This is a genomic window from Brevundimonas sp., assembly GCF_965278935.1.
Taxonomy (GTDB): Bacteria; Pseudomonadota; Alphaproteobacteria; order Caulobacterales; family Caulobacteraceae; genus Brevundimonas.
Genome location: NZ_OZ257124.1, coordinates 2,084,754 through 2,097,283, shown reverse-complemented (window position 1 = coordinate 2,097,283; position 12,530 = coordinate 2,084,754). Strand labels below are relative to the sequence as shown.

The following is a 12,530-nucleotide window of genomic DNA, read 5'->3' as shown; positions in this document are numbered from 1 at the left end:
GACCTGAGAGTTCCCATGCTTCGACGCACCCTGATCCTCGCCGCCGCCGCGCTGGTCCTCGCCGCCTGCGGGCAGGGGGCCGAGAAGGCCGCCGATGGATCGTCGCCGCTGATCGTGGGCGCGACGGCCGTTCCGCATGCCGAGATTCTGGAGTTCATCAAACCGACGCTGGCGGCGGAAGGCTTCCCGATCGAGATCAAGGTCTTCAACGACTACGTTCAGCCGAACACCCAGCTGGCCGAACGTCGCATCGACGCCAACTATTTCCAGACCAAGCCCTATCTGGACGAGTTCAACGCCGCCCGGAACGCCGATCTTGTGACCGTGGCGGGCGTCCACGTCGAGCCGCTGGGGGCCTACTCACGCAAGCACAGGGCGCTGGCCGATATCCCGAACGGCGCCGATGTCGCCCTGCCGAACGATGCGTCGAACACCGGCCGGTCGCTGCTGCTGCTGCAGTCGGCGGGCCTGATCACCCTGCGCGATCTGACGAACCCGCTGCAGACGGTGCGCGACATCGCCACCAACCCGAAGAACCTGACCTTCCGCGAGATCGAGGCCGCGACCCTGCCGCGTGTACTGGATCAGGTCGATCTGGCGGTGATCAACACCAACTACGCCCTCGACGCCGGCCTGAAGCCGAAGACCGACGCCCTGGCGCTCGAGGGCGGCGACAGCCCCTATGTGAATTATCTCGTCGCCCGGCCTGACAATCAGAACGACCCGCGCATTCAGGCCTTGGCCCGGGCCCTACGCAGCCAGGCGGTAAAGGACTTCATCGCCACGAAGTACGACGGCGCGGTTGTGCCTGCGGCCTGACGCGTGGCCTACGATCCCGACTTCGGCGAATGGGTGCGCGAGCATTTCGCGGCGCTGGGTCCGCTGGAAATCAAGCGGATGTTCGGCGCGGGGGCTGTCTATGCGCACGGCCTGATCTTCGCCCTGCTCGACGACGGGATCGTCTGGCTGAAGGTCGACGAGATCAACGAACCGTTGTTGCAGGCGGCCGGGTCGCGTCAGTTCACCTATCCGACCAAGGATGGGGAGACGATGACCATGGCCTACTGGTCGCTGCCCGAACCCGCCCTCGATGATCCGGACGAGGCCGTCGACTGGGCGCGTCAGTCGATCGACGCGGCGCTGCGAAAGGCGGCGGCGAAGAAGCCGCGCAAGCCGAAGGTCAAGCCGTAGGCGTTGCCTTGGCCGCCCGAACCGCTTCGTCCGGCGCAAGTACGCGGACGTTCGGCACGACCGGTCCGCCGCGCGCCTCGGCGATCAGTTCGGCGGTCCGGTCCTCGACCACGGCTTCGAGGCGGGCGAGGAACTCGTCCTTGTCCAAGCCGGTCGGAATGGGATCGAGGAACTCCAGCGTCGCCGTGCCCGGGTGCTTCGCATACTCTTCCTGCGGCCAGAACAGGCCGAGGTTCGACGCCAGAGGCACGACCGGCATGTCGAAGTCGCGGTACATGTGCCAGACGCCGGACCGGTAGCGGAACTTCTCCCCGACCTTCGCCAGATTGCCTTCGGGGTAGATCAGAATCTTGCGGCCCTCGGCGTGGGCCGTGGCGCCGCTCTGTTTCAGCGAATCGCGGGCTTCACGGCCGCCGCAGTTGTTGACGACGATGGCGCCGAGCTTGCGCAGCACCGTGCCCAGCAGCGGGAATTTTTCCAGGTGGTCGCCTGTCACGAAGGCGAGGTCGTCGAACTGGTCATAGGTGGCGAAGCCGTCGCCCCAGCTCTGGTGTTTCGAGGCGATGATGAAGGCGCCGGTCGGCAGGCGCTCCTTGCCGCGCACCTCGATCCGGATACCCGCCAGCACCCGCATGGCCTGAACCATGCGCTTCACATAGCGGCGGATGATCCAGCTGGTCGCGCCGCGCCCCGGGGCGAGGGCCGCGAAGGCCGCCGCCGAAGCGTACGCGATCGACAGGAACCAGTAGGCGACATTGAACGCAAAACTTCGCATCCGGTCAGCCTAGCAGACTGTGTTGATCAGGTTGACCAGATTGGCGTCCGACCTTGACCGGTTTGATCAGGCCGCTTCTTCCAGCCGTTCGCCGTTGGTGACCTTGTTCCGGCCGGTTCGCTTGGAGGCGTAGAGGGCCTCGTCGGCGCGGTCGAGCAGGGAGGAGCCGCTCTCTCCCGGACGACGCTGGGCGACGCCGGCAGAGATGGTCACGGCGCCCAGCTCGTCGTTGGTCGAGCGACGGCGCAGGGCCCGGGTGCCGACTTCCTCGCGCATGGTGTTCAGCGCGGCTTCGACAACGGAGGCGCTCTCCGACGGGAAGATGATGGCGAACTCTTCGCCGCCATACCGGGCGGCGACGCGGGGGGCCTTGGAGACGCGGCCGATGACGCTGGCGACGTAACGCAGGACCTGATCGCCGGTCTGGTGACCCCAGGTGTCGTTGAAACGCTTGAAATGGTCGATGTCGATGACGGCGAGGCTCATCGTCTGGCGCTTCTTCTCGGCCTCGTCGCAGGCTCGCAGCAGCTCTTCGTCGAAGGCCTTGCGGTTTGCGAGGTTCGTGAGCGCGTCCGTCATGGCGTCGCGGCGGACCTGTTCCAGGTGTTCGCGCAGACGGGCGACCTCCTTGGTGGAGGTTTCCAGACGCTTCTCAAGGGTGGCGTTCTCGGCCTGGACCTGGCTCGTGGCCTTCGTCAGTTTGGAAACCACGCCGAGCAGGGCGGTCGGCTCGGACGCGCCTTCCAGGTGGGCCGAGGCGCCGGCCAGGGTTTCGCCGTAGGCCGCCTGCGAGCGCTGGGCCTTGGCGATGGCTTCCGAGACGGTCGACAGTTCGCGGTTCAGGACGGCGCCGGCGTCGCGGATCTCCTCGGAGAGGCGACCACGCGGCAGGTATTCGGCGGCCAGCATCTCGGCCGTGCCTTCGGTGAAGGCGTCGCCGGCGGCCAGAAGCCGCATCATTTCCTGGCCGAGCGCCCCGTCGGGGTCGCCCAGATAGTGGATCCAGAGCTCGAAGTTGAGCGGGGTCGGCCACACGCCGGCACGCTCCATCTCCTCGACCGCCTTGCGGGCGAGGCCGAAGGCTTCGGGCCCACGGAGCGTGGTCTGGACCTGTGTGGACATTCTGTTTTCCCGACCGGCGTTCTTTAACAAACGCTCTACAGGCCGGACCCTAGCCCCGCGATCCGTAACGCCGGGTTAAGCGGAGCCGCAAAATCGGCAGCACAGAGGTAGAATTCAACCTTTACGCGTGGTCGGTCGACGCAGAAATGCCGGTATGTCTCCCCCAAAACCGGCGCCTTCGCGAGCGGGCGGGGCATCGCGTTCGGTGCGGCCGCCGGGACGGCGATCGGCCTGGCGCAGGCGAGGTTCGACGGCGGGCTTGGCCTCCTGTGTCGCCACCGGGGCGGCGACTTCGACCGGTGCGACTTCGGCGGGTGCGGCCTCGACCTGAACGCTGTCGGCCGGCCTGGAGGAGCGACGGCTGCGGGTGCGGCGGGCCGGAGCAGCGGTCTCACCTTCCGGCGCGGCGGCGACCTCGGCGACCGGAGCCGCTTCCGCGACCTCGGCGACCGGTTCAGGCGCGGAGCGGCCGCCACGGCTGCGTCCGCGGGCGGGGCGACCTTCGGCGCGTTCTGCCGGACGGTCCTCGGTGCGACCTTCGGGGCGAGCCGCAGCGGGGCGACGCGCGCCGCCGAGGTTCGACCAGTCGATGTCCAGGACCAATTCCTCGGGGGCCATCTTGATCAGCTTCAGGACCTTATCCAGGCCCTTGTCGTCGGCCGGGGTCACCAGCATGAAGGCTTGCCCCAGCTTGCCCGCGCGGCCGGTCCGGCCAATCCGGTGGACGTAATCGTCGGCGTGGTGCGAGACGTCGTAGTTGAAGACGTGGCTGACGTCCGGGATGTCCAGACCGCGTGCGGCGACATCGGAGGCCACCAGAATCTTGAGCGCGCCCGAGCGGAAATCGGCCAGCGTTTTGGTACGCAGCGACTGGTCAAGGTCGCCGTGGATCGGCGCGGCATCGAACCCATGCTGTTTCAGCGACTTGGCGACGACGTCGACTTCGGATTTGCGATTGCAGAAGACGATGCCGTTCTTGACGTCGGCCCGTTCCATCAGGGCGCGCAGGGCGGCCCGCTTCGCCTTGGGATCCGACGAGGGAATGCGGACCAGATACTGGGTGATGGTCTCGGCCGTCATGGCCGGCCGCGAGGCCTCGATCCGGGTCGGATCCTTGAGGAAAGCCTGGGTCAGACGCGTGATCTCGGGCGGCATGGTGGCCGAGAAGAACAGGGTCTGGCGCTTGGGCGGGGTCAGTTTGAAGATGCGCTCGATGTCGGGGATGAAGCCCATGTCGAGCATGCGGTCGGCCTCGTCGACGACCATCAGCTCGACGCCCGTCAGCAGCATCTTGCCGCGTTCGAACAGGTCGAGCAGGCGGCCGGGCGTCGCGATCAGGACGTCGACTCCCTTGTTCAGGGCGGCGACCTGGTCGCCCATGGAAACGCCGCCGATCAGCAGCACCCATGAGAGCTTGGTGCCCTTGGCGTACTTCTCGAACGACATGGCGACCTGGTCGGCCAGTTCGCGGGTCGGGGCCAGAACCAGAGCGCGAGGCATCCGGGCCCGGGCGCGACCCTTGGACAGGCGTTCGATCAGGGGAAGGGTGAAAGCGGCGGTCTTGCCGGTGCCGGTCTGGGCGATGCCGAGCACGTCGCGGCCGGCGAGGGCCACGGGAATGGCCTGGGCCTGGATCGGGGTGGCGGTCGTATAGCCGGTGTCGATGACGGCTTGCAGGGTCGTGGGCGAGAGGCCCAGTTGGGAGAATTCGGTCATGCGTCCTTAGGACAAAGGCCCGGACACCAGGGGCGCCGGGTTGGGACTGTTCGACCGATGCGAGACGGATCGGTCGGGGAGGCCGCGCCATCGTGGCGTGGCGGGGGATACGCGGAACCACCCTGTCTCTGGGCGAGCGGGTGGCGCGGTAAGCCAGTCCTGTCCCGAACGTGGGCCGGATATAGAAGCCCCCTCGCAAGAGTCAAGTATTCCCAAGCCACAGTCACGCTTGGCAATTCCTGAACGAACGTTAATATTGGCGTCGGGGATTGGGATGCCGCGTGAGGGTAGGGCATGAGGAAATGGATCGGCGCCCTGGCGCTGGCAGCCGCCGTGGCGGCCCCGATGACGGCCTCGGCTGAAATCGACGAGACCTTCGGCAACACCGTCCTGTCGCGCTACCCGGACGGCGGCTGGGTCAAGCACTGGTTCGATCGCGACGGCACCTATTCGGCCGAGTTCTCGGACGGGCGACGGCTCGCGGCGCGTTGGCGCGTCGAGGGCGAGCGCGTCTGCCTGAACGGTATCCGCCCGGCCTTCATGATGATTTCCCGCTTCTGTTCGCCGATGATTCAGGCCGACGTCGGTGAGACCTGGGTGTCTCGAGATCCGTTGGGGCGGCGGGTGACGAACGTCCTGCAAAGGGGACGGTAGGTACCGGCAGAAGATATTACCCGGGAAATATTGACGACAGCATTTCCTCCGGGTAAATCCTCCCGACGAACCCGTGACAGACCGGAGTTCCGGGAGGCGACGCCATGCAACAAGATCTGACCCAAGGGTCGATCACCGGGAAACTGGTGGGGATGGCGGGGTTCATCGGCATCGGGCTGGTGTTCCAGACCCTGTATTTCATCATCGACCTGTATTTCGTCGCGGGCTTGGGCGCGGCGGCCATCGCCGGCGTCGGACTGGCCGGCAACGCCTTCTTTCTCAGTCTGGCGCTGGCCCAGATGGTCGGCGTGGGCGCGCTGTCGCTGATCGCCCGCTCGATCGGGGCCAGGGATTTCGGCGCCGCCGAGGGTGTCTATCGTCAGGCCATGATCCTGTCCCTGGGACTGGGCGCGATGACCCTGGTCGTCGGCTATCTGCTGGCTGAACCGGCGCTGGCCACCATCGCTGCCGACGCGGAGACCACGGCCATGGGCAAGGCCTATCTGTTCGGATTCCTACCCGCGCTGGCTCTGAGCTTCCCGACCAATGCGATGGGATCGGCGCTGCGGGCGGCGGGCGTGGCGCGGCCCACCATGTTGCTGCAGTCGGGGACGGTCGTGCTGAACGCCGTCCTCGCGCCCGTACTGATCGCGGGCTGGGGCACGGGACTGCCGTTGGGCGTCTTCGGCGCGGGTCTGGCCAGTTCGATCGCCGCTGGCATGGGCTTCCTCGGCATGCTGTTCGTGTTCGGCCGGTCCCAGACCCTGATCGCCCATCCGCTGAAACTGCCGAAGCCGGACTGGAGCGTCTGCCGCCGGATCGTGGGCATCGGCCTGCCGACCGCGGGCGAGTTCCTGCTGATGTTCGTCATCACGGCCGTCGTCTACGGCGTCATCCGCCAGTTCGGCAGCGAGGCCCAGGCCGGGTACGGCGTCGGTGGGCGGGTGATGCAGTCGATCTTCCTGCCGGCCATGGCGGTGTCGTTCGCCGTGGCTCCGGTGGCGGGCCAGAACTTCGGTGCGGGCCGCGCGGATCGCGTCCGGCGCACGGTCAGGGATGCGGCGGTGCTGTCGTCAGGACTGATGCTGGTCCTGACCCTGGTCTGTCAGGTCTGGCCGCACGCCATGATCGCGGTCTTCGCCCATGATCCGGCTGTGATCGACGTGGGGGCCATGTTCCTGCGGATCGCCTCGCTGAACTTCCTGGCGACCGGGCTGATCTTCGTGGCCTCGGGGACCTTCCAGGCGCTGGGCGACACGCGGCCGGCGCTGTGGGGGAGCTTCAGCAGGCTCGTGACCTTCGCCGGGCCCGCCATCTGGCTAGCGGCCCAGCCTTGGGCGCGGCTGGAACACATCTGGTATCTGTCGGCCACCTCTGTCGCGCTCCACTGTCTGGTGGCGCTGTGGTTCCTGCGCGATCAGTTGAGGCTGAAGCTCGCCGGGCTGACACCGCGCGGGGTGACGACCTCGGCCTGAGGTCAGCGGTCGGTGTCCACCAGATGGATGCGATCGCCCTCGACGGCGTACAGCCGGTCCCGGCTGATAACGACGTAGATCGGCTTGCCGAACTGCAGTGACAGGAAGACATGGGTCTCGACGGGGCCTGCGGATACGATCTGGGACACGACGACTGCGGCCGGCCGGCCCTGCGGCCCGGGCGGCGGGTTCGCATTCATGTTCAGGCAACCGTTCGACAACTGGTCACGATGCAGCATCGTCCGGCCGTCGGCGCTGATCTTGAACCTGTAGTGGCCGCCGACCGGCATGACGCCCTGTTGGGTCGTGCTGGCCAGAAGCCAGACCAGCCAGTCGTCGCTGTCGGGATCACGGGCGACGACGGAGTTGTACTGGCCGCACCGCAGCGCGCCGATGTTCTCGGCCGCCGTCTGGCGCGCGAGGAACCGGGCCTGGGTCTCGCCGGTCATGGTGGTTTCGGCGGCGGGCGTCGGGGCGGCGGCGGTGCGACCCGTTACCGCGATGTCCCAACCCGGCGCGACCCCGTCTCCGTCAGCCTTAAGGAATCGAACCGTACGCGTCGCGCCGTCGCCCAGCACGACCCAGCCGCGGATCGTGGACTGTTCCTCGGCCGTGAGGGTCGGGATCAGGGCATCCGTCGCCACCCAGGCGGCCGTGTCCTGAACATAGATTTCCCGGCCCATGGCGCTGACCTTGGCCTGCGACCATTCCTCGACCGGGACAGGGGCGGGCGCGCGTTCAGCGCTCTGGGCCAAGGCCGCGGCCGGGACTGACAGGATCGACACGGCCAAGGCCGAACGCAACAGAAGACGCATGCGCACACACTCCATGAGTGCGCTCAGCCTACACCTATACGTCGAGATCCGCCTGCGCGAACTGCGCGTTGTCCTGGATGAAGCGGAAGCGGGCGTCGGCCTTCTTGCCCATCAGGCGTTCGACCAGATCCTCGATCTCGTCCTCGGACTCCGGGACGGTGACGCGGGCGAGGGTGCGCTTCTTCGGGTCCATGGTGGTCTCCTTGAGTTGGGACGCCATCATCTCGCCCAAGCCCTTGAAACGGCCGATCTCGGTCTTCTTGCCCTTGAAGACGGTGGCGATCAGCTCGTCGCGGTGGGCGTCGTCGCGGGCGTATTCCGACAGGGCGCCCGCGCTGATCCGGTAGAGCGGGGGCAGGGCCATGAACAGCCGCCCTTGGCGGATCACCTCGGGCATGGAGCGATAGAAGAAGGTGATCAGCAGGGCCGCGATATGGGCGCCGTCGACGTCGGCGTCGGTCATGATCACGACCCGCTCGTACCGCAGCGCGTCGATGTCGAAGCGCGGTCCCGGTGTGACCCCGAGCGCGAGCGTCAGATCGCTGAGCTCGATGTTCTGGCGCAGCTTGTCGGCGGTGGCCGAGGCGACGTTCAGGATCTTTCCGCGCAGGGGAAGGATGGCCTGGGTCTGGCGGTCGCGCGCCTGTTTGGCCGAGCCACCGGCCGAGTCGCCCTCGACGATGAACAGTTCGGTGCCGTTGGCCGACTGACGGCTGCAGTCCGACAGCTTGCCGGGCAGGCGCAGCTTGCGGGTGGCCTGGGCGCGCTGGACCTCCTTGTCCTTGCGACGACGCAGACGATCCTCGGCGCGCTCGATGATGAAGCCGAGCAGAGTGTTGGCCTGACGCGGGTTTTCGGTCAGCCAGTGGTCGAGCGGGTCACGCAGCAGGGCCTCGACCAGACGCTGCCCGTCGGCGGACGAAAGACGGTCCTTGGTCTGGCCCTGGAACTCGGGATTGCGAATGAAGACGCTGATCAGGGCGCCGGCGTTGGCGATGACGTCCTCGGCCGTGATCTGGGTCGCGCGCTTCTCGTTGGTCAGCTCCCCATAGGATTTCAGGCCGCGCACCAGGGCGGCGCGGAAGCCGGCTTCGTGCGTGCCGCCGTCAGGGGTGGAGACGGTGTTGCAGTAGGACTGGACGAAGCCGTCGGCCTCTCCGAAGCCGATCGGCGACCAGGTCACAGCCCATTCGACGGCGCCGGTCTCGCCCTTGCGTTCAACGCGGCCGGAGAAGGTCGGGGTGACGGTCTCCAGCTCGCCGATCCGCTCGGACAGGGCGTCGGCCAAGCCGTTGGGGAAGTGGAAGGTGGCGATTTCGGGCGTGGCGTCGGTGATCCGCTCGGGCGCGCAGGTCCATTTGATCTCGACGCCGCGGAACAGATAGGCCTTCGACCGGGCCATGCGGAACAGGCGGGCCGGCTTGAAGGCGGCGCCGACGCCGAAGATTTCCGCGTCCGGATGGAAGCGGATCAGGGTGCCCTTCTTCTTCGAAGGCTGGACCTGCTGGATCGGCCCCAGAGGGATGCCGCGCGAGAAGGACTGTTTCCACTCGAAGCCGTCGCGCCAGACCGTGACGTCCAGAACATCCGACAGGGCGTTGACGACCGAGACCCCCACCCCGTGCAAACCGCCCGAGGTTTCATAGGCTTTGCCAGAGAACTTGCCGCCGGAGTGGAGGACGGTCATGACCACCTCCAGCGCCGACTTACCCGGATGCTTGGGGTGCGGATCGACCGGGATGCCCCGGCCGTCGTCGCGGACCGACAGCACGCCGTCGGCGTCGAGGTCGACGGTGATCAGCTTCGCATGCTTGGCGACCGCCTCGTCCATCGCGTTGTCGAGGACTTCGGCGAACAGGTGGTGCAGGGCGCGTTCGTCGGTGCCGCCGATATACATGCCGGGCCGTTTGCGGACGGGCTCCAGCCCTTCCAGCACCTCGATCGAGGAGGCCGAGTAGGATCCCGGGACGTGGGGCGCGACGGGCTGGGCGGGCGCGGCCGCCTGAGGCTTCAGGGCCGATTCCGGCGCGGGCGCGGGCGTGGGTTCCGCAGCGACCGGCTTCGGCGCTTCGGGCATGTCATCGAAGAGGGACGGGACGGTGGACGCGGGCATGGGCGGAGTGTGCGGCGATTCGGGGAGCCGTCTGGTAGGCCCGTGACCGCGCGGTAGCAAGCGGCGCGCGGACCGGATCGGGCTCGAACGCCAGGGCGCGCGCCAGTATCGCCAGCAGCAGGGTCCAGGGCAGGTTGGCGTGGCTGAGCAGCACGCTCTCGGACAGGCTCAGAAGCAGGAACACCAGCAGGTAGCCGACCGCCCAGTAACCCTCGCGGGCGCCCGAGCCGGGGATGCGGAAGACGGTGACGACGGTGGCGATCCCGACCGTGATCCCGACCGTGATCGCGCCCGGCCAGCCGAGCTGGATCAGCAGGTCAATCCATCCGTTGTGCGCCGACGGCACCGGCCACTGGGTCTCGGCGCGGATGAAGGCGGCGGGGACGGAATCCTTGCCCCAGAATGCCTGGTAGCCGAAGCCGGTCCATGGCCGTTCCGAGACCTCCCGCATCAGGGCTTCCCAGATGTCGGTGCGGCCGGTCAGTGACGGATCCTTGCCGAGCGCCTTCAGCACCATGGCCGGGTCTGTGATGAAGACATAGGCCGCCGCCGCCGTCAGGACGACACCGAACCAGATGGCGACGATGGAGAAGGCCGCGCCGCCGCGGTTCATCGCCCACAGTCCTCCGACCGCGCCGACGCCGAGCATCAGACAGAGGAGCGAGGTCTTGGACTGGGTGGCCAGCACCAGCACGGCGCAGATGGCGAGGGTGATGGCGGGGAGCAATCGTCGCCGGTCCCCGGAGGCGAGGCAGGCGGCGGCGGCCACGGCGCCGGCCGACATGACCAGGCCCATCTGGTTCTTCTCGTACCAGAGCCCGCGCCACAGGCCGGCGTTCTCCAGATGGTGCACGCCGATTGCGGGGAAGGCGAAGACCATGACGAGGCTTCCCAGCCCCATGATCAGGGCCGAGATCATCAGCATGCGGGGCAGGTGACGCCCGTGGAAGGCGACCCCGAGATAGATGGCGAAGGCGCTGGAGATGGCCATGGCGATGACCCGTCTCTGGGTCACCCCGGGATCGATCGACCACCATTTCGAGGCGAAGGCCTGCAGCACCAGAATGGCGAGGATCAGCCAGGCGGGCCAAGCCCGGACGAGCACCGCCGGACGCAGGGCGATCAGGCCGGCGATGACGGCATAGACCGGTAGCCAGACGAGACGCAGGATCGGCGTCTCTTCCTGCGTCGGGGCGAAGACCGGGCCGATCAGGGCCTGGGTCAGCATCATGATGACGACGATGGCCGCCGCCTGTTCCCACAGGGGCGGGCCGGGGTCGTTGATCTCAAGAGATTCGCCGGACGGTCGCACGACCCGCAGGGTCGGCCATCGCCGCTAACGAAGCGTTAGCCGAGGCGCGCGAGCAGCACGTCAAGGCGGGCGACCGCATCCGGATCGCCGGCCCGCGTTCCGCGCAGAGCGCGCAATTCGGCCGTCAGCTCGTCGCCACAGCGCAGTTCGTCCATGCGGGCGTTGACCTGGCGGTCGCGCTCCGAGTTGTCGCCGCCGAATTCGCCGGCGAAGTGGTCGCACATTACACTGCGCCATTCGAGGGCCGCGAGCGGATCGGCGGGTGCGGTTTCCATCGGGTCGTAGCGATCCTGGAGCACCGTCCAGGTCGCGTCTTCCGTCGAGAGGGCCGCCACGGGCGCCCCCGGTGCGGCGGGCTCGGCCGGCGCCGCCGGTTGGGCGACCGGCTTGCAGGCGCCAAGGACCAGAACGGTCAGGCCGAGAATGAGAATACGGGACATGGCTGACCCTCCTTCACCAGATTGAGAGATGACAGTGGCGAGAAAGCCCGACCTTGGGAAGGTCAGCCGCGCGCCAGCAGCAGGTCGAGGCGCGCGACGGCGGTCGGATCACCGGCCAGCGTCTCTCGCAGTTCCCTGATTTCGCCGGTCAGTTCGCTTCCGCAGCGCAGTTCGTTCATGCGGGCCTTGATGGCTTGATCCTGAGCGGAGTTGTCGGCGCCGACCTCTCCGGTGAGGAACGCGCAGCGCACCGAGCGCCAAACCACGGCATCGACAGGCTCTGACGGCTGGATGTTGACGCCCAGGAACCGATCGACCTCGGCCTGCCAGGCCGCGTCTGCGGCTGAGACCGTAACCGGCACGCCCGGAGCAGGGGAGGCCGGCTCTACCGCGACTGCAGGCTCGGCGACAGGCCCGCAAGCGGCGAGGCCTGTCATGATCAGGCAGACGGCGGCGATACGGAGCATGGTGTCTTTGGGGCGAGGCGTCGATCAGCCGGCGTTCCGCGCGAAATAGACTTCGAGACGCGCCAGGGCCGCGGGGTCGCCCGCACTGGCCGCCTTCACCGCCAGGGCGTCTTCGTCCTGGCTAAAGCAACGAAGCTCTTTCAGTCGCGCGTCTATCTGGTTGTCGATCTCGACGTCGCCGCTCATTTCACCGGCGAGGTAGTTGCAATGCACCTCGCGCCAGTCGAGTTCGTCGATTGGGTCGGTTGGCTTGTCCGAAACCTGGATCCATCGGTCATCCAGCGCGTCGTGGGCGGCGTAGTCGAAAGCGGCGGGCGCGGGGGCAGAAGATGCCTGGGGCGTAGCCGCCTCGGTGGGCGTCGCCGGCTTGCAGGCGACGAGGATTACAGCCGACAAGCCAATGGCGATAATCCGAGACATGGCGAGCCTCCCCAGGCTGTTGAATATCCA

General features: G+C 67.5%; 13 protein-coding genes. 4 read left to right on the top strand and 9 right to left on the bottom strand.

Annotated elements, in window-relative coordinates; all coding sequences use genetic code 11:
• Window positions 1-15: 15 nt before the first annotated feature.
• Window positions 16-819, top strand: coding sequence for a MetQ/NlpA family ABC transporter substrate-binding protein (locus tag ACQY68_RS10545; protein ID WP_428149373.1), 804 nt, complete (start codon window positions 16-18; stop codon window positions 817-819).
• A 3-nt stretch (window positions 820-822) separates the two neighbouring features.
• Complete coding sequence (locus tag ACQY68_RS10540) at window positions 823-1,191, top strand: TfoX/Sxy family protein (protein WP_428149372.1); 369 nt, start codon at window positions 823-825, stop codon at window positions 1,189-1,191.
• On the opposite strand, the gene ACQY68_RS10535 is transcribed toward ACQY68_RS10540, so the two are convergent.
• From ACQY68_RS10535 to ACQY68_RS10525, 3 genes are all read right to left on the bottom strand, one after another.
• Complete coding sequence (locus ACQY68_RS10535; protein WP_428149371.1) at window positions 1,181-1,966, bottom strand: lysophospholipid acyltransferase family protein; 786 nt, start codon at window positions 1,964-1,966, stop codon at window positions 1,181-1,183. The two genes, ACQY68_RS10540 and ACQY68_RS10535, sit on opposite strands and share 11 nt — an antisense overlap.
• Window positions 1,967-2,032: 66 nt before the next feature.
• Window positions 2,033-3,088, bottom strand: coding sequence for a GGDEF domain-containing protein (locus ACQY68_RS10530; protein ID WP_428149369.1), 1,056 nt, complete (start codon window positions 3,086-3,088; stop codon window positions 2,033-2,035).
• A 114-nt stretch (window positions 3,089-3,202) separates the two neighbouring features.
• The gene (locus ACQY68_RS10525) at window positions 3,203-4,804 is read right to left on the bottom strand and encodes a DEAD/DEAH box helicase (protein ID WP_428149367.1); all 1,602 of its coding nucleotides are present in this window, start codon (window positions 4,802-4,804) and stop codon (window positions 3,203-3,205) included.
• A 294-nt stretch (window positions 4,805-5,098) separates the two neighbouring features.
• Here ACQY68_RS10525 and ACQY68_RS10520 point away from each other — a divergent pair, with 294 nt between their 5' ends.
• Both ACQY68_RS10520 and ACQY68_RS10515 read left to right on the top strand, forming a co-directional pair.
• On the top strand, window positions 5,099-5,458 hold the full coding sequence (locus ACQY68_RS10520; protein ID WP_428149366.1) for a hypothetical protein: 360 nt from the start codon (window positions 5,099-5,101) through the stop codon (window positions 5,456-5,458).
• A 104-nt stretch (window positions 5,459-5,562) separates the two neighbouring features.
• A complete protein-coding gene (locus ACQY68_RS10515) occupies window positions 5,563-6,933 on the top strand; it encodes an MATE family efflux transporter (protein ID WP_428149365.1) in 1,371 nt (456 codons plus the stop codon).
• 2 nt (window positions 6,934-6,935) lie between these two features.
• Here ACQY68_RS10515 and ACQY68_RS10510 read toward each other — a convergent pair whose 3' ends face one another.
• The 6 genes from ACQY68_RS10510 to ACQY68_RS10485 all read right to left on the bottom strand — a co-directional run bounded on the left by ACQY68_RS10510 (window position 6,936) and on the right by ACQY68_RS10485 (window position 12,500).
• Window positions 6,936-7,748, bottom strand: a complete 813-nt coding sequence (locus tag ACQY68_RS10510) for a hypothetical protein (protein WP_428149364.1) — start codon at window positions 7,746-7,748, stop codon at window positions 6,936-6,938.
• Window positions 7,749-7,782: 34 nt separating this feature from the next.
• Window positions 7,783-9,825: a DNA topoisomerase IV subunit B gene (parE, locus tag ACQY68_RS10505; RefSeq protein ID WP_428149363.1), complete on the bottom strand. Its 2,043-nt coding sequence runs from the start codon at window positions 9,823-9,825 to the stop codon at window positions 7,783-7,785.
• 1 nt (window position 9,826) lies between these two features.
• Window positions 9,827-11,173 (bottom strand): O-antigen ligase family protein, encoded by a 1,347-nt coding sequence (locus ACQY68_RS10500; RefSeq protein WP_428149362.1) that lies wholly within the window; start codon window positions 11,171-11,173, stop codon window positions 9,827-9,829.
• 35 nt (window positions 11,174-11,208) lie between these two features.
• Window positions 11,209-11,613, bottom strand: coding sequence for a hypothetical protein (locus tag ACQY68_RS10495; protein ID WP_428149361.1), 405 nt, complete (start codon window positions 11,611-11,613; stop codon window positions 11,209-11,211).
• Window positions 11,614-11,675: 62 nt separating this feature from the next.
• Window positions 11,676-12,080, bottom strand: coding sequence for a hypothetical protein (locus ACQY68_RS10490; protein ID WP_428149360.1), 405 nt, complete (start codon window positions 12,078-12,080; stop codon window positions 11,676-11,678).
• Between the two features lie 24 nt (window positions 12,081-12,104).
• Window positions 12,105-12,500: a hypothetical protein gene (locus tag ACQY68_RS10485; protein WP_428149359.1), complete on the bottom strand. Its 396-nt coding sequence runs from the start codon at window positions 12,498-12,500 to the stop codon at window positions 12,105-12,107.
• Window positions 12,501-12,530: the final 30 nt, after the last annotated feature.